This is a genomic window from Thermus thermophilus (assembly GCF_019974155.1).
Lineage (GTDB): Bacteria > Deinococcota > Deinococci > Deinococcales > Thermaceae > Thermus > Thermus thermophilus_C.
This window is the reverse complement of the sequence record NZ_AP025158.1, coordinates 1,684,762-1,709,202: the sequence shown is the minus strand read 5'-3', so window position 1 is coordinate 1,709,202 and position 24,441 is coordinate 1,684,762. Positions and strand designations below refer to the sequence as shown.

Sequence of the window (24,441 nt, the reverse complement as noted above, 5' to 3'; positions counted from 1 at the left end):
GCTAGACTTAGGGCATGAACCTCGGCATGCCGGAGATCCTCGTCATCCTCCTCGTCGCCCTCCTCATCTTCGGGCCCAGGAAGCTCCCCGAGCTCGGCCGCGCCCTGGGGCAGAGCATCCGCGAGTTCAAGCGGGGGGCCCAGGAGATCCGGGAGGAGCTGGAGAAGAGCATTGAGGTGAAGGACGAGCCCAAGCCCGCAGCCGTCCAGGAGGCCAAGGAGGAGCCCAAGGCTTGAAGGAAGCCCCCCTGGTAGAGCACCTCGAGGAGCTCCGCGCCCGCATCCTCTGGTCCCTCCTCGCCTGGGTCGTGGGGACGGGCGTGGCCTGGACCTTCAGGGTCCAGCTTCTGGAGTGGTTGAGGAGGCCCTTGGACCTCGCGGCCAAGGCCCACGGCATCCAGGTCAACCTCATCGTCCTGGACATCACCGAGCCCTTCCTCGTCTCCCTGAAGGTGGCCGCCTTCGGGGGGCTTGTGCTCGCCCTTCCCTTCATCGTCTACCAGGTCTGGGCCTTCATTGCCCCCGGGCTCTACGAGCACGAAAAGCGCCTGGCCGTGCCCTTCCTCCTGGGGGCGGGGTTCAGCTTCGCCCTGGGGGCGCTTTTCGCCTACTACGGCTTCCTGCCCTTCGCCGTCCCCTTCCTCCTGGGCTTTTTGGGGGACGTGATCACCCCCCAGATCTCCATCGGCCGCTACATGGGCCAGATCCTCATGATGCTCACCGTCATGGGGGTGGTCTTTGAGATGCCGGTGGTGAGCTACCTCCTGGCCCGCCTGGGGATCCTCACCTCCTCCTTCCTCGCCCGCAACTGGCGCATCGCCGTGGTCCTCCTCCTCACCCTGGCCGCGGTCATCACCCCCACGGTGGACGTGGTCTCCCTCTTCATCGTGAGCGGCCCCCTCCTCGTCCTCTACTGGGTTTCCGTCCTGGTGGCCCGCCTCGCGGAAAGGCAGAGGCCCCAGGAGGCCGCTTGACACCCTGGGGGCGGACGGGCCATAGAATAGGCCATGGACGAGCGCATCCTGGCCCTCCGCAAAGAGGTGGACCGGGTGAACCGGGAGCTCCTGCGCCTCCTCTCCGAGCGGGGGAGGCTGGTGCAGGAGATCGGCCGCATCCAGACGGAGCTCGGCCTCCCCCACTACGACCCCAAGCGGGAGGAGGAGATGCTGGCCTACCTCACCGCGGAAAACCCCGGGCCCTTCCCCGACGAGACCATAAGGAAGCTCTTCAAGGAGATCTTCCAGGCGAGCCTGGACCTCGAGGAGCGCCAGGACCAGAAGAAGTTCCTCTACTCCAGGAAGCACAAGCCCGAGCCCACGAGGGTGCGGGTCAAGGACGTGGTCTTCGGGGAAAAGCCCCTCCTCATCGCCGGGCCCTGCTCCATAGAGAGCGAGGAGCAGATGATGGAAACCGCCCGCTTCCTCGCGGCCCGGGGGGTGAGGGTCTTGCGGGGCGGGGCCTTCAAGCCCAGGACGAGCCCCTACGGCTTCCAGGGCCTCGGGGTGGAGGGGCTTAAGCTTGGCCGCAAGGCGGCGGACGCCTTCGGCATGGTCTTCGTCACCGAGGTCATGGACACCCGGGACGTGGAGGTGGTGGCGGAGTACGCCGACATCCTCCAGATCGGGGCCCGGAACATGCAGAACTTCGCCCTCCTCAAGGAGGTGGGAAAGGCCCGGCGCCCCGTCCTCTTAAAGCGGGGGCTTTCCGCCACCATGGAGGAGTGGTTCTACGCCGCCGAGTACATCCTCGCCCAGGGGAACGAGCAGGTGATCCTGGCGGAGCGGGGGATCCGCACCTTTGAGCGCTGGACCCGGAACACCCTGGACCTCTCCGCCGTGGCCCTCGCCAAGCAGGAGACCCACCTCCCCGTGATCGTGGACGTGACCCACGCCGCCGGGCGCACGGACCTCCTCGCCCCCCTGGCCCGCGCCGCCTTGGCCGTGGGGGCGGACGGGGTGCACGTGGAGGTCCACCCCAACCCCAAGGTGGCCCTCTCCGACAACCAGCAGCAGATGGACTTCGCCCAGTTCGCGCGCTTCCTGGAGGCCATAAGGGACCTCCTCCCCGAGGGGTAATGGGCCTTTTGGACAACCTCCTGAACGCCTTCCTTAAGGCCACGGACCCGAGGCCCCGCTACACCGAGGCCCGCTGCCTCCTCTACAAGAACAGCGTGGGGGGGTGCGACAGGTGCTATGGGGTCTGCCCCAAGGGGGCGGTGCGGCTCGAGGGGTGGCGGGTGGAGCTGGACGAGGTCTTGTGCACAGGGTGCGGCCTCTGCACCGGGGTCTGCCCCGGCGTCGCCCTGGAGTACCCCTTGGGGGGCATCCAGGAGGCCCTGATCCGGGGCAAGGGGAAGCTTAGGTGCTCCAAGGCCGAGGGGAAGGGCGAGGAGGTGTTGTGCCTGGGCCGCCTCACCCCGGGGCTATTGGCCGAGGCGGGAAGCCGCTTCGGCAAGGTGGTCCTCGCCCGGGGGGAGTGCGCCACCTGCAAGGTGGGCGGCCCCCAGGTTCCCGAACACCTGGAGCGGATGGCCGAGGAGGCGAGGCGCTACTTCCCCGTGGAGGTGGAGGTGGTGGAGGGAGAACTCCCAGGGGAAAAGGTGGGAAGGCGGGAGCTTTTCCAGGCCCTCCTGGGAAGCGCCAAGCGCACCGCCGCCGACCTCGTCCCCGAGCTTCCCCTGCCCGCTTTGGAGGAGAAAGAAGGGGAGCTTCCCGCCGAGCTCCGCCTTAGGCGCCTCGCCGCAAGCCGGGCCCCGGAGGTCCGCTGGCCCCGGATCCGGGTGGAGGAGGGGTGCACCCTCTGCCCCGTCTGCACCAACGTCTGCCCCACGGAGGCGGTGAGGCGGGTGAGGGAGGGGGAGGAGTACGTCCTCTACCTCCAGGTGGCGGCCTGCACGGGGTGCGGGGCCTGCGTGGAGAGCTGCCCGCCCCAGGTGATCCGGCTGGAGGAGGCCCCTAAGGAGGAGGTGGGGCAGGAGCTGGAGCTCTTCCGGGGCAAGCCCCCCTGGTACGACCTTTGAACCGGGTATAATGCCCCCAACCTATGGACGCCGACCTTGTGGTGGTGGGCGGGGGCCTTTCTGGCCTTGTGGTGGCCACGGAGGTGGCCCAAAGGGGCAAGCGGGTCCTCCTCCTGGAGCAGGAGCCTTACCTCGGCGGGCAGGCCTTCTGGTCCTTCGGGGGGCTTTTCTTGGTGGACTCCCCCGAGCAGAGGCGCCTGGGGGTCCGGGACTCGGTGGAGCTCGCCTTCCAGGACTGGATGGGGGCGGCGGGCTACGACCGAGAGGAGGACTATTGGGGAAGGCAGTTCGCGGAGGCCTATCTGGAGTTCGCTGCGGGGGAGAAGCGGGCCTGGCTTGCCTCCTTGGGGGTGCGCTTCTTCCCGGTGGTGGGTTGGGCGGAGCGGGGCGGGGGCCTGGCCACGGGCCACGGGAACTCCGTCCCCCGCTTCCACATCGTCTGGGGGACGGGGCCTGGGCTTTTAGCCCCTTTTCTCCGCAAGGTGGAAGCCCTTAAAGCGGAGGGCACCCTCCGGGTCCTCCTCCGCCACCGGGTGGAGGAGGTCCTGGTGGAGGGGGGAAAGGCGGTGGGGGTGGCCGGGGTGGTCCTGGAGGAGGACCCCAAGCCCCGGGGGGCGCCCACGAGCCGCAAGGCGGTGGGGGGCTTCCGCTTCTTGGCCCAGGCGGTGGTCCTGGCCACGGGGGGGATCGGGGCCAACCTGGACCTGGTGCGGCGCCACTGGCCCGCGCGCATGGGAAGGCCCCCAAAGAGGATGCTCTCCGGCGTTCCCGACCACGTGGACGGAAGCGGCCTCTTCCTCGCCGAGCGGGCGGGGGTCCGCCTGGTGAACCTGGACCGGATGTGGCACTACCCCGAGGGGGTGGAGAACCACACCCCCATCTGGACGGGCCACGGGATCCGCATCCTCCCCGGGCCCTCCCCCCTCTGGGTGGACGCCACGGGGAAGAGGCTTCCCCCGCCCCTCTTCCCCGGGTTTGACGCCTTGGAGACCCTGCGGTACCTGCGAAGCACCGGCTTTGACTGGAGCTGGTTCATCCTGGACCTCCCCACCCTGAAGAGAGAGTTCGCCCTCTCGGGCTCGGAGCAGAACCCGGACCTCACGGGGAAAAGCTGGCTCGGCGTGGTGAAAAACCGCCTCCTGGGCCCCGCGGCCCCCGTCCGGGCCTTCTTGGAGCGGGGGAAGGACTTCCTCGTGGCCCAGGACCTCTCCGAGCTCATGCGCAAGATGGAGGCCCTGGCCCCCGGGGTCCTGGACCCGGGGAGGCTTGAGCGGGAGGTGAAGGCCCGGGACCGGGAACTCCTCAACCCCTTCGCCAAGGACGGCCAGGTCCTCATGGTCCACGCCTTCCGCCGCTATCTTGGGGACCGGCTTTTCCGCGTGGCCAAGCCCCACCCCTTCCTCGCGGGAAAGGGGCCCTTGGTGGCGGTGAGGCTTTGGACCCTCACTCGCAAGACCCTAGGGGGAATCCAGACGGACCTTAAGGGGAGAGCCCTTAGGCCCTCGGGGGAGCCCTTGCCGGGCCTTTTCGCCGTGGGGGAGGCGGCGGGGTTTGGGGGCGGGGCCTTCCACGGGTACAAGGCCCTCGAGGGCACCTTCCTGGGGGGGTGCCTCTTCAGCGGGCTCCAGGCGGCCAAGGGGGTCCTGGAAGGGCTAGAATAGCCCTATGCGGCTCCACCACGTGGGCATCGCCGTGGAGGACCTGGAGGAGGCCAAGGCCCGCTACCAAAGCCTAGGCTTCCGGGTGGTGGCGGAAGGGGAGGTGGCCCACCAGGGGGTGCGGGTGGCCCTGCTTCAGGGCGAGGGGGAAGCCCTCCTTGAGCTCCTTTCCCCCTTGGGCCCCGAGACCCCCGTGGGCCGCTTCCTCGCCAAAAGGGGCCCCGGCCTCCACCACCTGGCCTTCGCCACGCCCCGGATAGAGGAGGACCTCGCCCGGCTTAGGGCGGAAGGGGCGAGGCTTATAGATGAGGCCCCCAGGCCCGGCTTCGGGGGGCACCGGGTGGCCTTCCTCCACCCAAGCTTCGGCCTCGGGGTGCTTTGGGAGCTGGTGGAAGTCTAGTGCGCCCCCTTTACCTTCTCCTCGCCCTCCTGTGGATGGGGGCCCTCTGGTGGCTTTCCGACAGGCCCGCCACGGGCGCCGGGCTTCCCCATCCTTGGGACAAGCTCGCCCACTTCCTCGCCTACGCCCTTTTGGGGGCCCTTTGGCGGCGGGGCCTTGGGCGGTTCCTCCCCGCCTTCCTCCTCGCCGCCTTTTACGGGGTGGTGGACGAGTGGCACCAAAGCCTTGTCCCCGGGAGGGAGGCCTTCGGCCTGGACCTGGTGGCCGACTTCCTCGGGGCCTACGCGGGGGCTAGAGGGGCGGGTAGATGGGAAGCTCAAGAAGCCTCCCGCCCTTAGCCTTCGCCGCCTCCACCACCATCTCCGCCACGAGCTCGGGGGCGATCCAGCGGGAGAAGTCCGCCTCGGGCATGGCCTTGCGGTTGGCCTCGGTGTCCAGGGTGCCCATGGGGTAGACCACCAAAAAGCGCACCCCCTCCACCTCTCCCTGCAAGGACCTCAGGAGGCTTGCCAGGGCGGTCTTGGCCATGGTGTAGAGGGCCCTCCCCGGCCCCGCCCCCGTCCAGGCGGGCCCTGCGGCGAAGGCGGCGAAGAAGCCTTCCCCCCGCTTTTCCATGTAGGGGAGGACGGCCTTGAGGAGGTTGTAGGTGGTGCGGAGGTTCAGGTCCAGCATCCAGTCGTAAAGGCCGGGGTCGGCGTCCAAAAACCGCCCGGCGGCGAAGCCCCCCACGGTGTGCACCACCCCGTAAAGGGGGGCTTCCCGCTCCACGAAGCGGGCCAAGGCCAGGGCCTCCTCCAGCCGGGTGAGGTCGGCCACGAAGGTCTTGGCCCCCACGGCCTGCGCCCGCTCCTCCATGCGCTCGGGCCTGGGGTCGGAGAGGAAGAGCCTGGCCCCCGCCCGGTGGAAGGCGGGGATGAGGGCCCGGCTTAGGGCCCCTCCGGCCCCGGTGACGAGAAAGGCCTTCCCTTGGAGCATGCCCCTATTCTACGGGGAGGAAGGCCAGGGCCTTGGGGGCGAAGCCCAAGGAGGGGGTGGCCACCCTTTGGGGCGGGGAGGGGACGAGGTCGTAGACGTAGAGGAGGCTTCCCGAGGCCAGATACAGGTACCCGTCCTGGCCTACGGCCCCTGCGGCGAAGTCGGTGTAGGCCTCCTGGACCGAAGAGGCCCTGGGCTCCAGGACCTGGAAGCCCCGGCCATAGACCGCAAGGCCCGCCACGGGGTCCAGGGCGAGGCGGGGGGTGCCGAAGAAGTCCCCCAGGACCTCCTGGCTTCCCAGGGCCTCGCCCCGGAGGGTGTAAAGGTAGGCCTTTAGGCCCGCCCTCCCCAGGCCGAGAAGCCTTCCCCTGGCGGCGTCTATCCGGAGGTCAAAGGGGTCGGCGTCCAAGGGAGGGCTAAGGGGCTTTTCCAGGGAAGGGGTCCCCTGGGGGTCCTGGGCCGGGCGGTAGCCCAGGGCGCTTCGGGTGAGGTAGGCCAGGAGGTCCAGGCTCCCCTGGGGGAGGAGGGCGAGGCGGGCGGCGGGGTCCAGGCCCGTGAGGTCGGCCTCCTCCAGGTTTCCGCTCCCGTCCAGAGGCCAGAGGAAGGCCCGGGCCACGGCGGGGCAGTGGAGGAGGAGGGCGCCTTGCCCGAGGCGGAGGTACCCCCCCGTGCAGTCCACCCCTGGGGGCAAGCCCTGGTCCGCGGGGGTGCCTCTAGGGGCCGAGGCCTCGGTGAAGCCCGAGGCGTCGTAGGCCTCCACCCGGTCGGGGAAGAGGAGGTAGAGCCTCTGGAAGGTGGGGCTGTAGGCCAGGTCCTGGAGGCCCGGGGTCGTCCACGTCTCCACCGGGGTTCCGGTCCCCCTTTGGAGGTCTTGGGCCCGGTAGAAGCGTACCCCGTCCTCTCCCCCCGCCGCCAGGAGGGCGGGAAGGGGGGGCTCCTGGCTTCCCGTGCAGGCGGTGAGGAGGAGAAGGAGGAGAAACCCAAGCCGCTTCACGGCAGACCTCCCAAGCGCACGCCTTCCTCGTCCATGAGCACCTCCGCCGCCTGCCCCCCGTAGAGGAAGGCGAGGCGCACCTCGCTCTTGGCCGCGTCCAGGGTGAAGCGCATGGCCCAGCAGCACCGGTCCAGGACCAGGACGAAGCGGGGCTTTAGGGGTTCCCCAGGGAGGTTCTGGCTGAGGAGGGCGGCGAGGTGGAGCCGGGTGTTCTCCCGGCCGAGGAAGGTGAGGGTGGGGCCGAAGTTCCGGAGGGCGAGGGCGTAGCCTTCGGGGCTTGTGGGCCTTCGGGTGTAGGTGAGGCTTCCCGAGAGGGAAAGCCCGGGGAGGGCGTTTTCCCCCGAGGCGTCAGGGGGCAAGGGCGGCCAAAGCTCCAGGCCGCCAGAGAAGGCGAGGTCCTTGAGGTAGACCCCCCCGTCCTCCACCTCCGGCAGGTGGAGGTTGGCCGTGAGGCGGAAGGCCACCTCGGGGAGGGCCTGGGTGAGGCCGAGGCGGAGGTTCGTCCCCCGGAAGCCCTCCTGGTACCGCCCGGAGAGGAAGAGGTCCCAAAGGGGCCCCGGGGCGCTTCCCGAGCGGAAGCCCGCCTGGTAGGCGAGGGCGGTGGGGTCCAGGGTGGCCTGGAGGGAGAGGCTTTGGGGGCCGAAGATGGCCTGCCCCGAGGCCTGGAGGGCGTCTTTGGGCCAGTCCCTCCGGGCCTGGAGGGTGTAGGCCTCCTGGCCTTCCCGGTAGGCCAGGGTGAGGCTCGTCTCCAGGGGCCCTTCCCCGTTCAGGCCGTGGCGGTGGGCGAGGTTCAGGCTTCCTGCGGGGAGGGCGTAGGCCCCCTGGAGGAGGAGGGGGTCAAAGAGGGCCTTTGGGTGGTCGTAGCGGAGGCTTGCCCGCAAGGAGAAGGGGTAGGGGGTGAGGCTACCCTCCAGGCGGGTCTCCAGGGGGCCTTCCTCCAGGCCCCGCTTGTGGTAGAGGAGGAGGCTATACCCCTGGTCCTGGAGCCTGGCTTCGGCCTCCAAGGGGAGGTAGCGGCTCCCCTCCAGGTCCCACCCCCCCTTTAGGCTCAGGGCCAGGGGCCTTTCCTGGAAGGCGAGGGCCAAGGTGGCCTGGTGGGTCCTCCGCTGGGGCAAGGCGTCAAAGCGGAAGGGGCTTTCCCCTTCCTGGACGCTCCTCAGGTAGCCCGCCTCGAGGCTGAAGCCCCCAAAGGTTTGGCGCAGGGCGGCCCGGGTGGTCCAGTCCACCTGGCGCTCGGGCTTCCCGTCGGGGTTCTGGGTGGTGTAGTAGAAGCCCCGGAAGCGGTTTTCCGCCTGAAGGCTGGCCCCGGGCCAGGGGACGAGGACGAGGCTTTCCGTGTGGGTGAGGAGAAGCCTGCCCGCCTCGGCGTAGGGGCCGAGGGCCCGGGCGGAGCGGTTTAGGGGGTTGGTCTCCGCCAGGTAGCGCCCAAGCTGAAGCCCTGCCTGCAGGCTGAAGGGGCCTTGGCGGAGAGTGGGGCTTTGCGCCTCCAGCTCGGGGAGGCGCTGGAGGGTGCGGGGCGGGGGGGTGGAGGGGTCGTGGTCCAGGAAGCCCTCGAGCCGCAAGGCGTAGCGCCAGTCCTGGGGGGCGGGGGTGCCGGGGAGGAGGGCCTCGAGGCGGAAGCGGGTGAGCTTCTCCCGGGTGTCGTCCCGCTCTATGAGGGCCGAGACCGAAAACTCCTGGCGCTTTAGGCCGTACTCCCCCCGGTACTGGAAGGTGTCGGGGGGGGTGTGGAGGAAGAAGTAGCGCTCCTTGGCCTCCCCGGTGCCGTAGTGGTCCAGGCCGAAGCCGTAGCCCCGGCCCTGGTAGTAGCGGAGGAGGGTGTAGCCGAGGCCGAAGGCGGCCGCGTAGGGGAGGTCGGCCTTCACATAGAGGCCCCCCTCGTCCTGGCCCACCTCGAGGCGGGGCCGCCTCTCCGAGAGGTAGAGGAGGAGGACGGGCAGGGTGAGGACGGGCTTCTCCTGGACCAGAAGGGTCACGTCCCGGGCCACCACCCGGTCCCCGGGGTAGAGGACGATCTCCCGGGCGCGGAAGGCGTAGTCCGGCACCTCCTGGCCGCAGGAGGCGCACGGGGTGGCGTAGCCCTCCTCCAGAAGGATCGCCCCCGCCGCCCGCTGGCAGAGGGGCCCGGTGAGGAGGAGGTCCTTGGCCTCTATGCGCACCTCCAGGGCGTCAAAGCCCTCGTCCTCGAGGTCCACCTGGAGCTCCTCGGCCTCAATGAGGCGCCCCTCCCGGTCCCGGTAGCGCACCCCTCCCGAGAGCAAGAGGAGCCGCCTTTCCCGGAAGTAGACCACCCGCCTGGCCTCAAGCGTCTCCCCCTCCCGCTCCAGGCGCACGGGTTCCCCCACCAGGACGTAGACCTCCTCCCCCCCTTCCTGCCTGAGCTCCAGCCTTTCCGCCTCCAGGACCTTGATCACCCTCTCCTCTGCGAGAGCGGGAAGAAGGAGGAAAAGGAGCAGGGGAAGCCACCTCACCGCCGCCCTCCCAGGAAGAGGAGAAGGCCCAAGGCCCCGTAGAGGAGGTTGGGCCCCCAGGCGGCGAGGATGGGGTTTAGGGCGTTTTGCTCCCCCATGATCCGCCCCACGCTCCAGGTGGCGTAGTAGAAGAAGGTGAGGACGGCCACCCCCACAAGCCCAAGGCTCCGGCTTCCCCCGAGGAGGTAGAAGGCGAGGCCCACGGCGAAGAGGGCGAAGACGGGGGCGGCCAGGGGTTCGGCGAAGCGGCGGTAGTAGGTGGTGGCCTCGAGGCCCACCCGCACCCCCATCTGGCGAAGCCTTTGCACCTCCTTTTGGAGCTCGGCCAGGGTCATCCGGTTCGCCGGGTTCTGCCAGGGGTCAAAGGTGAGGTCCTTGAGAACCAGCTCCCCCCGCTGAAAGCGCGCCAGGGTCCGGGGGCGGCTTCCCTCGTAGGTGATGCGGGTCCCCTCCTCCACGTGCAGCACCCCGCCGCGGAAGCTTCCCCGTTCGGCGAGGAGGACCTCCTCCCGGGAGAGGACCCTTAGGGCCCCGATGGCCTCCCCTTCCACCTCCCCCACGTAGACCACCCGGCCTTGGGCGTCCTGGAAGGTCGCCCCCGGGGTGAGGAGGGCCCGGGGGCGTTCCAGGACCTCCCGCCTCAAGAGGTCCTGCCCCTTGGCGAGGGCTTGGGGGACGAGGCTCTCCCCGAGGAGGAAGGCGGCGAGGGCGATGGCGGCCCCGAGGAGGAGGAAGGGAAGGAGCAGGCGCTCCCGCCGCACCCCGAGGGCCAGGAGGGCCTTGAGCTCCGCGTCCTCCCCCAGGCGGGAGAGGAGGACGAGGAGGGCGAAGAGGTAGGCCACGGGCGCGCCCCGGGCCAGGGCCTCGGGGGTGCGGAAGAGGAGGTAGCGGAGGAGGGTGTAGGGGTCGGCCCCCTTGGCCACCAGGGGGGCCAGGACCTCGTACACCGCCCCGCCCAGGAAGAGGAGGACGATGACGAGGAGCCCGCCGCCGAAGAGGGTCAGGGCTTCCCGCAAGAGGTAGCGGTCCAGGGTCTTCACCGTAGCCTCCAGGCGAGCGCCCCCGCCAAGGCCCCGTAGAAGAGGTCGGGGAGGTAGGCGAGGAGGGGGCTTACGTCGTAGCGGGCGAGCTGGGCGGCCAGGGTCCAGAGGACGTAGTAGCCGAAGATGAGGAGGACCACCCCCAGGAAGGCCCAGGCGGCCTCCCGCAAGGAGAGGCCTAAGGCGGCGGCGGCCGCCCCCAGGACCAGGCCCCCCAGGGCGTCGGCCAGGCGGCGGTGGAAGGCGAAGCGGGCCTCGGGCTCCACCTGGGCCCGGGCCCAGAGCTCCTCGAGGGGGGTGGAGTCGTAGGGGTCCCGGGAGCCCAGGCTCTCCTTGGGGCGGAACCGGGCGGGGAAGGGGAGGACGCCCTCAAAGGGCCGGACCTCCTCCCCCTCCACCACGTAGCCCCTAAGGCGCCACCCCTCCTCGTCCCAAAGGGCCTCCTCGGCGCTGTAGACCCGGCCCCTTTCGTCCACCACCCGCACCCCCCGGAGCCGGTTTCCCTCTGGCTCGGGGTAGACCTCCTCGGCGAAGTAGACGCCGAGGCCCGGGGGGGCGTAGACCTGGCGGCGCAGGACCCCGGAGGCCCCGCCCTCCCCGTAGAGGATGCGGCCCAGGAGCCCGTCGTAGGCCTCCTGGGACCGGGGCCTGAGCTCCGCCAGGTTGAGGAGGTTGAGGAGGCTTACGGCGAGGGCCAGAAGGACGAGGGGCCTGAGGAGGGCCAGAGGGGGGACCCCCGCGGCGTAGGCCGCCTTAAGCTCCGAGCGGCGGATGAGCCCCGCAAGCCCCACCAGCACGGCGAAGACCAGCCCTAAGGGGAGGGCGAGGCTTAGGGTCCAGGGCAGGCGGTAGAGGACGAGAAGCCCCACCTCCCGGGCCCCCACCCCCCGGGAGAGGAGGACCCCCGAGAGGCTGGAGAGGAGGTCAAAGGTGAGGAGGGCCACGAAGAGGAGGACCCCCACCAGATAAGGGACGAGGACCTCCCGGAGGACGTAGCGCCCCAGCACGGGGGAAGTATACGCAAGGCGGATGAGAAAACGAGGAAGCCCCGCCGCGGGGGGCTTAGGCGGCCTGGGCGATGACGTGGATCACCGGGAGACCGAAGCGCTCCGCCTGGGTGTGGACATCCAGCCTAAGCCACCGGGAAAGCCCCGGGGGCAGGGTGGAGAGGACGATGGCTTGGTAGGCCCCGGGATGGGCGAGGAGCTCCTCCTCTATGGCGAGGAGGGGGGAGATGTCCCCCGCCTTGGCCTCCTCCACGGGGATGCCTTGGGCCTCGAGGGCCCGCTTGGCCGCTTCCGCCTCCTCCTCGGCCCGGCGCCGCACCTCGTTCTCCTCGTAGACCCACCCGGGCGGGGGGACCGCCGGGACCAGGAGGACGAAGCGGGCCTCTGGGTCTTGGGCCAAAAGCTCCTTGAGCTTGGCGGCGAGCTCCGGGCTTTTGGCCGTGCGGTGGGCCACCACTAGGTATCGGGCCATGCCGTACCTCCTTTCCTGTGCTTCCAGTGTAGCGCCGGATTTCATGTTCTCGTTTCAGTAAAGGCTGATGCGCCCCCGAAAAACCCCGTAAGGCCCGCGGCTTTTTGTATACCCCTTTACAACGGGGAAAACCGTGGTATAATGAGGGAGTCAGAGGGCAAAAAGGTTTCAGGGCACGAGGGCAACCTTGGTGGCCTTCCGCTCGTGGAAGAGGCGGTAGCCTTCGGGGGCCTCCTCCAGGGGGAGGCGGTGGCTGAAGACGAAGCTTCCCTTGAGCCTGCCCGCCTTCTGCAGAGCGAGGACCTCTCCGATCCAGCGGGGAACGTTGGCGAGGGCGCTCCTCAGGGTGATCCCCCGGCTGAAGGCGGGAAGCCAGGGGTAGTCCAGCCGTTCCGCCGTGGGCACCCCCAGGCTGGAAACCACGCCCCCCGGGCCTGCGAGGCGCAGGGCGAGCTTCAGGGCCTCCCCGTCCCCGCCCACCGCCTCCACCACCAGGTCCGCCCCCAGGCCCTCGGTCTCCCGGCGCACCCGGGCCACGGGGTCCTCCGCCTGGGGGTGGATGGGAAGGCTTCCCAGGGCCTTGGCCTTCTCCAGGCGGGCCTCCTCCGGGTCTATGGCGAAGACGGGGCCTGCCCCCAGGGCGTGGGCCACCATCTGGGCCATGAGGCCCACGGGCCCCGAGCCCACCACGGCCACGCTCATGCCGGGGGCGAGGAAAGGCCTCACCCCCCCGTAGGCCGTGGTGAGGATGTCCCCGGCGAGGATGGCCTCCTCGGCGGGGAGGTCCCCGATGGGGAAGAGGGTGTGCCGGGCGAAGGGCACCCGCACCCGCTCCGCCTGGGCCCCCGGGAGGTTGCCCAGGGCGAGGCCGAAGCCGAAGACCCCACCCCTGGAGCAGGCGAAGAACTGGCCCTTGCGGCAGGCAGGGCACGCCCCGCAGGCCACCTGGAAGCTCCCCACCACCCGCTCCCCCACGGGGAAGGGCACCAGGGGGCCCTTCTCCACGATGCGCCCCACGAACTCGTGCCCGAGGACCGTCCCCGGGAGGACCCCGGCGATCTTGCCGTGGTAGATGTGGAGGTCGGAGCCGCAGATGGCGGAAAGCTCCACCTCGAGGAGGGCGTCCGTGTCCGCCTCCAGCCTGGGTTCCGGGACCTCCTCCACCGCCACCTGGAAGGGCCCCTTGTAGACCACGGCCCTCATGACACCTCCCGGGCCACTTTGACGAGCTCCTGGGCCGCCTGGGCGTAGGGGGCGAGGGCGGCGATGGTGCCCTTCTTGAGCTCCAAAAGCCCCCGCATGAGGGCGCTTAGGGGCTCGAGGCGCCCCTCCAGCACCTCCTGCCAGGTGGCGAGGTCGGCCTCAATGACGAAGTCCGCCTCCGCCTCCCCCTCCACCGCCCTCGCCCCCCGGCAGGCCCCGTGCCAGAGGTCCAGGACCACGGCCGCCCCCTTGGGGAACCCCGCCTTGGGGTCCGGGCGCACCGAAAGGGCCAAGGAGCCCTCCCAGGTGCTCGCCGCCTTGCGGTAGGCCTCGCTCTCGTTCAGCTTCCGGCAGTACGCCTGGGCCCAGGCCTCGGTGAAGAGCTCCATCCCTTTCCCCTCCTTTGAACCCAGTATAAGCCGTAGACTCGAGGGGTGGTCTACCTCCTGGACCTTTCCGGGGTGTACTGCGAGCCCGTGGAACCGAGGCTCCTCCGCCTCCTCGCCGAGGAGAGCGGAGAGCCCGTCTTTTACCTCTCGGAGGCCTTCTACGCCCTCCTCCCTCAGCTCAAGGCGGAGGGGGCTCAGGCGCTGGAGGCCCTTTTCCCCGGGGCCTCGAGGCTCTACCCCAAGGCCTTCCGCCCCCGGGGCCTCGCCTTCCCCGAGCCCTTCCACCTCGTCTCCGACCTGCCGCCCCCCGAAGGGGTCCTGGCCTACCACGCTCCGGACAAGCTCGAGGCCCTTGCCCTGGCCCTAGAGGCCCTGGGCCTCGCCCCGGGGGAGGCGGTCTACTGGGACGACAACCCCCTTTGGGTGGAGCGGGCCCGGGGGATGGGCGTGCGGGCGGAGCTATTCCTGCCCTAGGTCCTCGGCCCGCTCCACCGCTTGGGTCTCCCGGAGGATCGCCCTCACCCGATCCCCGGGGATGGTCTCTTCCCGAAGGAGCTCCTCGGCGATCTTGTGCACCGCCTCCCGGTGGGTGGCGAGCACCTTCCTGGCCCGCTGGTAGGCCTCGTCCAGGATCTTCAGGATGTCCTGGTCAATGAGGCGGGCCGTCTCCTCGGAGTGGTCCTTCTTCTTGGCGATCTCCTCCCCCAAGAAGACGGGCCCCGAGTCCGAGCCCCAGGCGACGTTTTTGAAGTGCTCCCCCATGCCCCAGTCCAGGACCATCCGCTTGGCGATCCCCGTGGCCCGCTTGAAGTCGTCCTGGGCCCCCGTGGTCACGGTGCCCGTGAAGAGCTCCTCCGCCACCCGGCCCGCCATGAGCACGGCGAGCTCGTCCATGAGGTGCTCCCGGGAGACCAGGACCCGCTCCTCGGGCTTGCTCCAGCGGGCCCCCAGGGCCATCCCCCGGGGGACGATGGAGACCTTCTCCGTCTTGTCGGCGTGGGGCAGGACCTCCCCCACCACGGCGTGCCCCGCCTCGTGGTAGGCCACGGCCCGTCTTTCCTCCTCGGAGAGCTTCAGGGCGGGCCGTTCCAGGCCGAGGACGATCTTGTCCAGGGCCTTGAGGAAGTGCTCCTTGCGGATCCTCTTCTCCCCGTTCCGGGCGGCGAGGAGGGCGGCCTCGTTCACCAGGTTCTTGAGGTCCGCCCCGGAGAAGCCCGGGGTGAGGTGGGCGAGCTCCAGGGCGTCCACGTCCTCGGCGATGGGCTTGCCCCGCATGTGGACGAGGAGGATCTCCTTGCGCTCCTCCAGGGAGGGGAGGCCCACCACCACCTGGCGGTCAAAGCGCCCGGGGCGCAGCAGGGCGGGGTCCAGGATGTCGGGGCGGTTGGTGGCGGCGAGGACGATGACGGAGGTGTCCTTCTCAAACCCGTCCATCTCCGAGAGGATCTGGTTCAGGGTCTGCTCCCGCTCGTCGTGGCCGCCCCCGATCCCCGCGCCCCGCTTGCGGCCGATGGAGTCCAGCTCGTCAATGAAGATGATGCTGGGGGCGTTCCTGCGGGCGTCCTCAAAGAGGCTCCGCACCCGGCTCGCCCCCACGCCCACGAACATCTCCATGAACTCGCTGGCGGAGACGGAGAAGAAGGGTACCCCCGCCTCCCCCGCCACCGCCCGGGCGAGGAGGGTCTTGCCCGTGCCGGGGGGGCCCACCAGGAGGACGCCCTTGGGGATCTCGGCCCCGAGCTCCAGGTACTTCTTGGGGTTCTTGAGGAAGTCCACCACCTCCATGAGCTCCCGCTTGGCCTCCTCGTGGCCGGCCACGTCCTTGAAGGTGGTGTTGACGCGCTTCTCCTTGCCGTAAAGCCGGGCCCGGCTCTGGCCGAACTGCATCACCTGGCCCGCGCCCCCTTGGGCCCGCATGAAGAAGAACCAGAAGAAGGCGATGAGGATGAGCGTGGGGCCCACGTAGAGGAGGACCTGGGGCCAGATGGAGGGGGCCTTGGTCACGATCGTCACCCCGTTTTCCTCCAGGAAGCGGAGGAGTTCGGGGTCTTGGACCTGGGCGGGGGGCAGGGGAACCTGGAAGCGCCGGGAGACCTGGACGCTCCCTTGGGGCGTGGGGAAGCGCTCCGGGGCCTTGAGGAGCCCGTTGATGCGGGTCTCCTCCAGGGTCACCTCCGCCACCTTCCCCTGGCGCACCAGCTCCCGGAACTCCGTGTAGGCGAGGGTGGGGGCCGGTGGTCCGCTTAGGGCCGTGTAGACGAGATACCCCAACAGGACGAGAAGGAGCAGGTTGAAAGGGTTGAATCGCTGCGGCAAGGCCTACCTCCCTTGCCCTATGGTAGCGCCTGGCGGGTGAGAGGACTGAGGCCTGTGGTATCCTCTAGCGGCGATGAAGGGGGTCCTCGAGGCCCTGCACCAGGGGGACTACGACACCGCCATTGACCTCCTCACCCGGAAGGCCCTCTTCGGCCGGGGGAGGGAGGCCAAGGAGGCCTGGCTCCTCCTCGCCGAGGTCTACGCCCTCTACGGGGAGGAGGGGCTGGAGAAGGCCCACCACGCCTTGGAGGAGGCCTACGCCCTGGGAGGGTTGGAGTACGACCCCCTCTACCGAAGCCTCCTCGCCGAGCTCCTCGCCCTGGAGGGGCGGCCCGAGCGGGAGGTCCTTCCCCTCTTCCTCCCGAGCCGGGACCCCCGGGTGCGGTACCACCAGGCCCAGGCCCTCTTCTACCTGGGGAGGCTGGAGGAGGCCTTGGAGGCCCTCGAGGCGGGGCTCCCCCCCCACCTGGCCTGGCGGGCCGAGGGGCTTAAGGGGCGGATCCTGGAGCGGCTTGGCCGCCACGGGGAGGCCGCCTTGGCCTACGAGGAGGGGGCGAGGATCGCCTTGGGGCTTGAGCGCTACTGGCTCCTCCTGGACGCCGCCGCCATGTGGCTGGAGGCCGGGGAGGGGGAGCGGGCCCTTCTCGCCCTGAAGGAGGCGGAGGCGGCGGTGGGGGAGGAGGACCCGGAGGACGCCGCCACCCGCCACTACCTCCTCGCCCGGGCCCACCTCCTTTTGGGCAACCCGGGCCTTGCCCTGGAGGAGATCCGCAAGGCCCTGGCCCTGGAGGAGGAGAGCGGCCACAAGGCCTACGGCACCCCCTTGGTGGAGGGGCAGGCCCTCCTCCAGCTCGGGCGCTACGAGGAGGCCATGGCGAGCTTCCGGGAGGCCCTGGCCCGGGCGGACGCCGGGGAGCGCCCCCACGTTCTCCACGAGATGGGGGTGGCGGCCCTGGACCACGGGGCCTACTCCGAGGCCGAGGAGTACCTCCGGGCCCTGGTGCGGGAGGAGGGCTACCCCTACCTGGCCCAGGCCTACGCCGATCTGGCCGAGGCCCTCTACCGCCAGGGGCGCTACCAGGAGGCGGAGGCCGCCGCCCGGGAGGCCGTGGCCCGGGGGGCGGTGGCCGCGGGGGAGCTGGTCCTGGGCCACGTGGCCTACGACCTCCTCCACCTGGAGGAAGCCCTGGAGCACTACCGCAAGGCGGCGGAAAGCGCCGAGGAGGGAAGCCGGGAGTGGGTGGGGGCCCAGGAGATGGTGGTGGACACCCTGGCCCAGCTCGGCTACCGCTTCCCCGAGGAGATGGTGCGCCGGGGCCAGGCGGTGTTGCCCTACCTCCACCCGGCGGACGAGTGGCACGCCGCCCTCACCGCCTACGTGGAGCGCGCCCAGGCCCTCTTGCGGGAGGGGAAGCGCCTGAACTAGCGCTTCGCTGGGGCGGGATCAGCCCCTCCGCAGGGGCTCCAGGGCCTTCAGGACCTCCTGGCTCCTTAAGGGTTTGGGCAGGTGGAGGAGCCTCAAGGGCCTGAGGAGGAGGCCCGGTGGGGTTTCGCTCACCAAGTATAGGGAGGCGAGCCGCCCTTCTGGGGTGGCCCGCACCTTGCGGGCCGCCTCCACCGCCTTCTCCCCTTGGAGGATCACCCCCTTGGGCCTGGACTTGAGGAGGCGCAAGAGCCCCTCCACGTCCCGGGCCAGAAGGACGCGGAAGCGGTGGGCCTCGAGGAGGTAAAGAAGGAGCCTCCGCACCACCCCGCTTTCCGCCAGGACGGCCACCAAGGGGTCCTCGAGGAGGAGGGTGGAGGGGCGGAGGAGGCCCCTCGCCTTCATCTCGTGGAGGAGGTGGTAGACCTCCTCCTCGGGAAGCCCCGAGAGGAGGGCGATGCTCCTTGCCCGCCGCACCCCGTCCAGGTGCTCCAGAACGCTCCAGGCCTCCGGGGGAAGGGGGTGCCGGGTGGGGTCTTCCACGAGGTGGAGGACCTCGTCCGGGTCCACCTGCCCCCGCCGCCACTCGTCCAGCTTGCGGGCCGCCTCCATGAGGGCCCAGCCGGTGCCGAAGGTGAGGGGGAGAGCCACCTGGCTTCCCTCCACCATGGGCTCCGCCACCACCTCCCCCTCTTTCTCCCCCAGGAGGGTGGCCAAGGCCTCGAGGACCTGGGCGGTGAGGGCCTCCCTAAGCTCCTCCTCCCCGATGAGGCCGAGCTCCAGGGCCAAAGCCCCCAAAGGGGTGCCGGGGTTCTCCCGGTCCTGGCGCTCCACCAGCTCCTGCACCTCCTCCAGGGTGAGGTGGCCCAGGCGGACCAGGTACTCCCCGAGGTGGGGGCCGGGCTCGGTGCGGGCGTAGAGGATCCGCCCCCCGAGGAGGTGGACGCGCCCGTAGATCCGGCCCCGGAAGCTCACCACGGCGCTCTTCCGCGCCGCCTCCAGGGCCCTGAGGAGCTCCCCCAGGTCCAGCTCGGAAAGCGTGGCCCGGATCACGGCTCCAAGAGCGGGCCCACCGGGGGCGGATAGCCCAGGTGGCGGTAGGCCAGTTCCGTGGCCATCCGGCCCCGGGGAGTGCGCTTCAGAAGGCCCTGGCGGATGAGGTAGGGTTCGTGCACCTCTTCCAAGGTCCCCGGGTCCTCGGAGAGGGCGGTGGCCAAGGTGGCGAGGCCCACGGGGCCGCCGCCGAAGCGGAGGATGAGGACCTCCAGGATCTCCCGGTCCCGCTTCTCCAGGCCCAGCTCGTCCAGCCCCAGGGCCGCAAGGGCCTCCAGGGCCCGCTCCCGGGTGATGACCTCCTCCCCTGCCACCTGGGCGAAGTCCCGCACCCTCCGGAAGAGGCGCTTGGCGACGCGCATGGTGCCCCGGCTCCGCCTGCCGATCTCCAGGGCGGCCTCCTCCGTGATCCTCACCCCGAGGAGGCGGGCGTCCCGCATCACCCCCTGGGCCAGCTCCTCGGGGGTGTAGTACTCCAGGTGCTCCACGATGCCGAAGCGGCTCAAGAGGGGCGCGGTGATGAGGCCGGGCCGGGTGGTGGCCCCGATCAGGGTGAAGCGGGGAAGCTCCAGCCGGATGGTCCTCGCCGCCGGACCTTGGCCGATGACGATGTCCATGACGAAGTCCTCCATGGCGGGGTAGAGGTGCTCCTCGGCCTGGCGGCTCAAGCGGTGGATCTCGTCAATGAAGAGGATGTCCCCTTCCTCCAGGGAGTTGGCCAGGATGGCGGCGAGGTCCCCGGGCTTCTCTATGGCGGGCCCCGAGGTGACCCGGAGGTTGACCCCAAGCTCGTGGGCGATGACGTGGGCCAGGGTGGTCTTGCCCAGGCCCGGGGGGCCGAAGAGGAGGAGGTGCTCCAAGGGTTCTTTTCGGGCCTTGGCCGCCTCGAGGTAGACCCGGAGCTTTTGCTTCAGGCGCTCCTGGCCGATGTACTCGTCCAGGGTCTTGGGCCTAAGGGCGAGGTCTTCCACGCTCTTCCATGATAGCCTTATTCCCGTGCGGCGCACGGTGAAGGACTTCCGCAACGCCAAGGGCCAGCGGCTCGTCTACCTCACCGCCTACGACTACCCCACGGCCCGCCTGGCCGAGGCGGCCGGGGTGGACGCCATTTTGGTGGGGGACTCCTTGGGGATGGTGGTTCTGGGCTACCCCTCCACGGTCCCCGTCACCTTGGAGGAGATGCTCCACCACACCAAGGCCGCCCGCAGGGGGGCCCCGGAGACCTTTCTCGTGGCCGACCTCCCCTACCTCGCCTACGCCACCCTGGACCGGGCCCTCTTCGCCGCGGAGCGCCTCCTCAAGGAGGGAGGGGCGGACGCGGTGAAGCTGGAGGGGGGCGAGGAGGTGGCGGAGATCGTCCGGGGCCTGGTGCGGGCGGGGGTTCCGGTCCTAGGCCATGTGGGCCTCACCCCCCAGACGGCGAGCCAGCTTGGCGGCTACAAGCTCCAAGGCCAGCGCCCCGAGGAGGCGGAGCGCATCCTCAAGGGGGCCTTGGCCTTGGAGGAGGCCGGGGCCTACGGCGTGGTCTTGGAGATGGTGCCCGCCCGCCTGGCCAAGGAGGTCACCGAGAGGCTTTCCATCCACACCGTGGGGATCGGGGCCGGGCCCCACACGGACGCCCAGGTCCTCGTCTTCCACGACGTGGTGGGGCTCTACGGCGACTTCAAGCCCCGCTTCGTGAAGCGCTACCTGGAGGCGGGCAGGCTCATCCAGGAGGCCTTGAGCCGGTACGCGCAGGAGGTCCGGGAGGGGGTCTTCCCCGGGGAGGAGCACAGTTTCTAAAAAACGCCGCTGAAGACCCGGCCCCTTAAGGGTTAGAATGGGCCTTCGTGGTGCGCTTTCGTAGGGAAGGGGTGCGTCTGGACCAGGCGGTGGCGGAGGCCCTCTCCGTGAGCCGGGCCAAGGCCCAGGCCTGGATCCAGGCTGGGCGGGTCCGGGTGGGGGACCGGGTGGTTCTCAAGCCCGCCTACCGGCTCAAAGGGGAGGAGGTGGCGGTGGAGCCCGTGGAGGAGGCTCCCATGGTCCTCCCCGAAGACTTGCCCATTCCCATCCTCTACGAGGACGAGGACGTCCTGGCCCTGAACAAGCCCCCGGGCCTCCTGACCCACCCCGCCCCCGGGGTCTACTCGGGCACGGTGGTGAACCTCCTCCTCGCCCGCTACTACGGGCCCGTGGAGAAGGGGCCTCCCGAGCTCGTCCGCCCTGGGATCGTCCACCGCCTGGACAAGGACACGAGCGGCGTCCTGGTGGTGGCCAAGCACGGGGGGGTCCTCGAGGCCCTCTCCCGGGTCTTCCGCGACCGCCTGGTGATGAAGCGCTACCTGGCCATCACCGAGGGCCACCCCCGGGAAGGGGTCCTCGTCGCCCCCATCGGGAGGCATCCCCGGGAACGGCACAAGATGCACGTGGGCGGCGTCGCCGCCCGGTACGCCGAAACCGAGTTCCAGGTCCTGGCCACCGCAGGCCCTTACGCCCTGGTGGAGGCGAGACCCCACACGGGGCGCACCCACCAGATCCGGGTCCACCTCAAGTACCTCGGGGCCCCCATCCTGGGGGACGAGCTCTACGGGAGAAAGAGCCCCCATATCGCGCGCCAGGCCCTCCATGCCTACGAGCTCCGCATCCCCCATCCCCGCACGGGCCGGATCCTGGAGCTCCTCGCTCCCGTGCCCCAGGACATGGCCCGAGCCTGGGAGGCCCTGGGGGGGAGGTGGCCGGAGGAGGTGGTGCGGGAGGGGTATACTGGGGCGCAATGAGCTCCCTCGCGAGGCCCGAAGAGGTCCTTTTAGAAGGGGAGGGCGCCCCTTCCGGGGTTCACCGCCTCCACGTGGGGGACGCCCGGGAGGTGCTGGCCTCCCTCCCCGAGGCCTCGGTCCACCTGGTGGTGACCTCCCCGCCCTACTGGACCCTGAAGCGCTACGAGGACGTTCCGGGGCAACTCGGCCACGTGGAGGACTACGAGGCCTTCCTGGACGAGCTGGACCGGGTGTGGCGGGAGGTCCACCGGGTGCTCGTTCCCGGGGGGAGGCTCGTCGTCGTGGTGGGGGACGTGGCCGTAGCCCGGCGCCGCTATGGGCGCCACCTCGTCTTCCCCCTCCACGCCGACATCCAGGTGCGCTGCCGCAAGATGGGCTTTGACAACCTGAACCCCATCATCTGGCACAAGCACACCAACGCCAGCCTCGAGGTAAAGGGGCGGGGCGTCTTCCTGGGCAAGCCCTACGAGCCCGGGGCCATCGTCAAGACGGAGATTGAGTACGTCCTCATGCAAAGGAAGCCCGGGGGGTACCGCAAGCCCACCCCAAAGCAGCGGGAGAAGAGCCGCCTTCCCAAGGAGGACTTTCACCGCTTCTTCCGCCAGATCTGGGACGACATCCCCGGGGAGAGCACTAAGGACCACCCGGCCCCCTTCCCCTTGGAGCTCGCCGAGCGCCTGGTGCGCATGTTCAGCTTCGTGGGGGACGTGGTCTTTAGACCCCTTCGCCGGGACCGGGACCACCCTCATCGCCGCGGCGAGGTGGGGGAGGAGGGCTTTGGGCGTGGAGCTCGTGCCAGGCTATGCGGCCTTGGCGCAAAGACGTTTCGCTCAGAAGGTGCTCGGGGAGGTGTTGGAGGTGAGGGGGCTGATAAGTTCGGACTCCTTCCCTTTTTTATTAAGTTCGGACTCCTTCCCTTTTTTATCTTTCACCCGCAGAGGGAACGGTATCTCTAAATCACTTAGAATAACCTTGAGTTTTCTGAGAATGCTTTCAGATGAAAGGTGAACAAACAAGTATTCCCCGGAGCTGAGTTTTCTGAATGCACTTTCGTCGTAAAGCTTTCCGCTTTTCGTCTTGCGAGAAGGCGTAGGCACGATGTCCTTCTTGCTCCGTAGCCTTTTTATTACATCTTTTTTGCCCAAGTGTATGGCAGTTTCTACCAAAGCACAGTAAAACTCGCGCCAACTTTTGACGAAGAATTTTTCCCCGTTTATCTCAACGGTTAAGCCGGAGGTTGCTGGATACCTTTTTAATTTTTCTTTAAGTGCCTCTGTGGGGTCGGTAAGACTCAGGTCTAAAAGTTCTTGTACAAGTTCCCCAAAATTTAGCTCTGCAAGCTCCCGTTCGTTGGCGGAAAGTTCATTCTCCATAGCCTTTCGGAGTCCTTTTTCGTTGCGTTGGTATTCCTCTTCAAGGGCTTTTCTAAGTTTTTCTTTAACTTGGGCGAGGCTTTGCCGGGTTTGGATTTCCTTCCGGATGGTTTCGGCTATGTCGGCAAGATCGGAAGGCGCCTTTTCGTTTTCCCAGAAAGACTTGGAAAGAGTTTTTTTCAAGTACTCAGCGGCGGACGGATTGTCTAGATCAAAGTAAAGGACGCGTTTCTCGGGTGCCTTGGCCTCAACCTTGTTGTTATCAAAAAACTCCCAAAGCTTCCCGTTGGTGAGAATAGACCAACGGATTCCTTCACCGTTGGCGTAGTTAACTACCTGGGTACGGTCGTCGTCAGTGGGCGTTTTATCTAGGGCCTTGACTTCTACAACCAGGACCGGCCTGTCTTTTTTTAGGCGAAGCACAAAATCTGGCCGATATTTAGCCCCTGTATCTTGGGGTACGACCTCATAGGGATTCCATATATCCCAACCAAGGGCTTGGAGAACCCGTAAGATTATAGCTTGTGTTGTAGCCGCTTCGTTTATACCGCGCCAGCTTTCAAGCTTGGCGACAATGTCCTTAACAACCGTGGTCAGGGTTTCGTTCTCGCCCATCACCGAAAACTATACTGCAACGCCTCCCCTCGGAAGCGTGGGTGGAGGCTCGTAAGAGGATTGGGAGGCTAGACCACGGCCAAAAGCCACTTCAAGGCCCGCCCGAGCCGCCGCACGCCCTCGGCGATCCCCTGCCGGTCCAGGGTGGCGTAGGAGAGCCTCAGGGTGTTCTCCCCGCCCCCGTTGGCGAAGAAGGGGCCTCCCGGCACGAAGGCCACGTTCTCCTCGAGGGCCTTTTGGAAGAGGGCCTCGGCGGAAAGGCCCTTGGGGAGCTCCATCCAGACAAACATCCCGCCCTTGGGCCTCGTGTAGCGCACCTCCTTGGGCACCTCCCGGTCTAGGGCCTCCAGCATGGCCTGGGCCTTTTCCCGGTAGACCCTGCGGACCCGTTCCAGGCGTTCGGATAAGCCCTCCTTTAGGAGCTCGTGGACCAGCATCTGGTTGAGCATGGGGGTGTGGAGGTCGGCCCCCTGCTTGGCCTGGACGAGCTTCTTTAGGGCCTCCGGGTGGGCCACGGCGAAGGCCACGCGAAGCCCGGGGGAGAGGACCTTGGAGAAGCTTCCCAGGTAGATGACCCCGGGGTAGCCCGCCTCCCGGGCGAGCTCAAAGAGGCTTGGGAGACGCGCCTCCCCGAAGTAGAGCTCCCGGTAGGCGTCGTCCTCCACCACCACGAGGCCCCGCTCCATGACCCTCTGCAAAAGCCGCTTCCGGGCGGGAAGGGGCATGAGGCCCCCCGTGGGGTTCTGGAAGGAGGGGATGAGGTAGAGGAAGCGGGGGCGCTCTCCCTTGAGGACCTCTTCCAGGGCGTCCAGGTCTGGGCCCTCCTCCCCGGTGGGCACCGTGAGGAAGCGGGGGCCATGGAGGCGGAAGGCCTGGATGGCCCCCAGGTAGCTTGGGGCCTCCAGCAGCACGGGGCTTCCCTCGTCCAGGAAGACCTTGCCCACGAGGTCCAGGGCCTGCTGGCTTCCCGTGGTGATGAGGACCTCCTCGGGGGCCACACCAAGCCACGCCGCCACGAAGGCCCTTAGGGGGGCGTAGCCCTCGGTGGGGCTGTACTGCAGGGCGACCTCGCCCTTCTCCCGCAGGATCCGCGCCGCGGCCTCCGCCGCCTCCTCCTTGGGGAAGAGCTCGGGGGCCGGGAGCCCCCCGGCGAAGCTCAGGACGCCGGGGCGCTGGGTGAGCTTGAGCAGCTCCCGGATGGTGGAGGCCTGGATCCTTCCCGCGCCTTTGCCGAACGCCTTGGACCAGCTTAGGGGTTTCACCCCTATAGTCTACCCC

Annotated in this window: 24 protein-coding genes and 1 pseudogene; 12 read left to right on the top strand and 13 right to left on the bottom strand. The window is 69.0% G+C overall.

Annotated features, from left to right (window positions below):
* The first annotated feature begins 14 nt into the window (after positions 1–14).
* From tatA to TthTMY_RS09160, 7 genes are read left to right on the top strand one after another with little or no spacing between them, the layout of a single operon-like run.
* Entirely contained in the window at positions 15–236 is a 222-nt protein-coding gene (gene tatA, locus TthTMY_RS09190; RefSeq protein ID WP_014630132.1) for a twin-arginine translocase TatA/TatE family subunit, read from the top strand.
* Positions 233–973 carry a twin-arginine translocase subunit TatC gene (gene tatC, locus TthTMY_RS09185; RefSeq protein WP_096411048.1) on the top strand — a complete coding sequence of 247 codons (741 nt, stop codon included), beginning with the start codon at positions 233–235 and terminating at the stop codon, positions 971–973. The genes tatA and tatC overlap by 4 nt, the downstream gene beginning before the upstream one ends.
* Positions 974–1,006: 33 nt before the next feature.
* On the top strand, positions 1,007–2,074 hold the full coding sequence (locus TthTMY_RS09180; RefSeq protein WP_096411047.1) for a bifunctional 3-deoxy-7-phosphoheptulonate synthase/chorismate mutase: 1,068 nt from the start codon (positions 1,007–1,009) through the stop codon (positions 2,072–2,074).
* Positions 2,074–3,018 (top strand): 4Fe-4S binding protein, encoded by a 945-nt coding sequence (locus TthTMY_RS09175; RefSeq protein WP_096411046.1) that lies wholly within the window; start codon positions 2,074–2,076, stop codon positions 3,016–3,018. The genes TthTMY_RS09180 and TthTMY_RS09175 overlap by 1 nt, the downstream gene beginning before the upstream one ends.
* Positions 3,019–3,041: 23 nt before the next feature.
* Positions 3,042–4,679 carry an FAD-binding dehydrogenase gene (locus tag TthTMY_RS09170; RefSeq protein ID WP_223903203.1) on the top strand — a complete coding sequence of 546 codons (1,638 nt, stop codon included), beginning with the start codon at positions 3,042–3,044 and terminating at the stop codon, positions 4,677–4,679.
* 4 nt (positions 4,680–4,683) lie between these two features.
* Entirely contained in the window at positions 4,684–5,076 is a 393-nt protein-coding gene (mce, locus tag TthTMY_RS09165; protein ID WP_093006576.1) for a methylmalonyl-CoA epimerase, read from the top strand.
* Positions 5,076–5,414, top strand: a complete 339-nt coding sequence (locus TthTMY_RS09160; RefSeq protein WP_096411045.1) for a VanZ family protein — start codon at positions 5,076–5,078, stop codon at positions 5,412–5,414. The genes mce and TthTMY_RS09160 overlap by 1 nt, the downstream gene beginning before the upstream one ends.
* Here the strand turns inward: TthTMY_RS09160 and TthTMY_RS09155 are convergent.
* The 8 genes from TthTMY_RS09155 to TthTMY_RS09120 all read right to left on the bottom strand — a co-directional run bounded on the left by TthTMY_RS09155 (position 5,368) and on the right by TthTMY_RS09120 (position 13,627).
* A complete protein-coding gene (locus TthTMY_RS09155) occupies positions 5,368–6,051 on the bottom strand; it encodes an SDR family NAD(P)-dependent oxidoreductase (protein WP_096411044.1) in 684 nt (227 codons plus the stop codon). The two genes, TthTMY_RS09160 and TthTMY_RS09155, sit on opposite strands and share 47 nt — an antisense overlap.
* A gap of 4 nt (positions 6,052–6,055) precedes the next feature.
* Positions 6,056–7,045 carry a hypothetical protein gene (locus TthTMY_RS09150; protein ID WP_096411043.1) on the bottom strand — a complete coding sequence of 330 codons (990 nt, stop codon included), beginning with the start codon at positions 7,043–7,045 and terminating at the stop codon, positions 6,056–6,058.
* On the bottom strand, positions 7,042–9,516 hold the full coding sequence (locus TthTMY_RS09145) for a hypothetical protein (protein WP_096411042.1): 2,475 nt from the start codon (positions 9,514–9,516) through the stop codon (positions 7,042–7,044). The genes TthTMY_RS09150 and TthTMY_RS09145 overlap by 4 nt, the downstream gene beginning before the upstream one ends.
* A complete protein-coding gene (locus TthTMY_RS09140) occupies positions 9,513–10,556 on the bottom strand; it encodes an LptF/LptG family permease (RefSeq protein WP_096411041.1) in 1,044 nt (347 codons plus the stop codon). Before TthTMY_RS09140 ends, TthTMY_RS09145 begins: the two co-directional genes overlap by 4 nt.
* Positions 10,553–11,563 (bottom strand): LptF/LptG family permease, encoded by a 1,011-nt coding sequence (locus TthTMY_RS09135; RefSeq protein WP_096411040.1) that lies wholly within the window; start codon positions 11,561–11,563, stop codon positions 10,553–10,555. Before TthTMY_RS09135 ends, TthTMY_RS09140 begins: the two co-directional genes overlap by 4 nt.
* A gap of 55 nt (positions 11,564–11,618) precedes the next feature.
* Entirely contained in the window at positions 11,619–12,035 is a 417-nt protein-coding gene (locus TthTMY_RS09130) for a hypothetical protein (RefSeq protein WP_096411039.1), read from the bottom strand.
* Positions 12,036–12,203: 168 nt separating this feature from the next.
* A complete protein-coding gene (locus TthTMY_RS09125; RefSeq protein WP_096411038.1) occupies positions 12,204–13,238 on the bottom strand; it encodes an alcohol dehydrogenase family protein in 1,035 nt (344 codons plus the stop codon).
* Positions 13,235–13,627 carry an SCP2 sterol-binding domain-containing protein gene (locus TthTMY_RS09120; RefSeq protein WP_096411037.1) on the bottom strand — a complete coding sequence of 131 codons (393 nt, stop codon included), beginning with the start codon at positions 13,625–13,627 and terminating at the stop codon, positions 13,235–13,237. Before TthTMY_RS09120 ends, TthTMY_RS09125 begins: the two co-directional genes overlap by 4 nt.
* A gap of 45 nt (positions 13,628–13,672) precedes the next feature.
* Between TthTMY_RS09120 and TthTMY_RS09115 the strand changes: the two genes are divergently transcribed.
* A complete protein-coding gene (locus TthTMY_RS09115; protein WP_096411036.1) occupies positions 13,673–14,101 on the top strand; it encodes a hypothetical protein in 429 nt (142 codons plus the stop codon).
* Here TthTMY_RS09115 and ftsH read toward each other — a convergent pair.
* Positions 14,087–15,943 (bottom strand): ATP-dependent zinc metalloprotease FtsH, encoded by a 1,857-nt coding sequence (gene ftsH, locus TthTMY_RS09110; protein ID WP_223903202.1) that lies wholly within the window; start codon positions 15,941–15,943, stop codon positions 14,087–14,089. The two genes, TthTMY_RS09115 and ftsH, sit on opposite strands and share 15 nt — an antisense overlap.
* A 73-nt stretch (positions 15,944–16,016) precedes the next feature.
* Here ftsH and TthTMY_RS09105 point away from each other — a divergent pair, with 73 nt between their 5' ends.
* A complete protein-coding gene (locus TthTMY_RS09105) occupies positions 16,017–17,369 on the top strand; it encodes a tetratricopeptide repeat protein (protein ID WP_223903201.1) in 1,353 nt (450 codons plus the stop codon).
* Positions 17,370–17,387: 18 nt separating this feature from the next.
* Here the strand turns inward: TthTMY_RS09105 and TthTMY_RS09100 are convergent, their stop codons facing one another.
* A complete protein-coding gene (locus tag TthTMY_RS09100) occupies positions 17,388–18,419 on the bottom strand; it encodes a DUF4388 domain-containing protein (RefSeq protein ID WP_011172495.1) in 1,032 nt (343 codons plus the stop codon).
* Entirely contained in the window at positions 18,416–19,390 is a 975-nt protein-coding gene (gene ruvB / locus TthTMY_RS09095) for a Holliday junction branch migration DNA helicase RuvB (RefSeq protein ID WP_096411035.1), read from the bottom strand. The genes TthTMY_RS09100 and ruvB overlap by 4 nt, the downstream gene beginning before the upstream one ends.
* 25 nt (positions 19,391–19,415) lie before the next feature.
* On the opposite strand from ruvB, the gene panB reads away from it, so the two are divergent.
* From panB to TthTMY_RS09080, 3 genes and pseudogenes are all read left to right on the top strand, one after another.
* Entirely contained in the window at positions 19,416–20,201 is a 786-nt protein-coding gene (gene panB / locus TthTMY_RS09090; protein ID WP_096411034.1) for a 3-methyl-2-oxobutanoate hydroxymethyltransferase, read from the top strand.
* A gap of 47 nt (positions 20,202–20,248) precedes the next feature.
* Positions 20,249–21,175 (top strand): RluA family pseudouridine synthase, encoded by a 927-nt coding sequence (locus TthTMY_RS09085; RefSeq protein ID WP_096411033.1) that lies wholly within the window; start codon positions 20,249–20,251, stop codon positions 21,173–21,175.
* Positions 21,172–22,036: pseudogene (locus TthTMY_RS09080) on the top strand (DNA-methyltransferase); the annotation flags it as partial. The gene TthTMY_RS09085 and the pseudogene TthTMY_RS09080, both read left to right, overlap by 4 nt.
* Here the strand turns inward: TthTMY_RS09080 and TthTMY_RS09075 are convergent.
* Both TthTMY_RS09075 and lysN read right to left on the bottom strand, forming a co-directional pair.
* Positions 22,006–23,163 carry a type I restriction enzyme HsdR N-terminal domain-containing protein gene (locus tag TthTMY_RS09075; protein ID WP_096411032.1) on the bottom strand — a complete coding sequence of 386 codons (1,158 nt, stop codon included), beginning with the start codon at positions 23,161–23,163 and terminating at the stop codon, positions 22,006–22,008. The pseudogene TthTMY_RS09080 and the gene TthTMY_RS09075 sit on opposite strands and share 31 nt — an antisense overlap.
* A gap of 68 nt (positions 23,164–23,231) precedes the next feature.
* Complete coding sequence (gene lysN / locus TthTMY_RS09070; protein WP_096411031.1) at positions 23,232–24,425, bottom strand: 2-aminoadipate transaminase; 1,194 nt, start codon at positions 24,423–24,425, stop codon at positions 23,232–23,234.
* Positions 24,426–24,441: the final 16 nt, after the last annotated feature.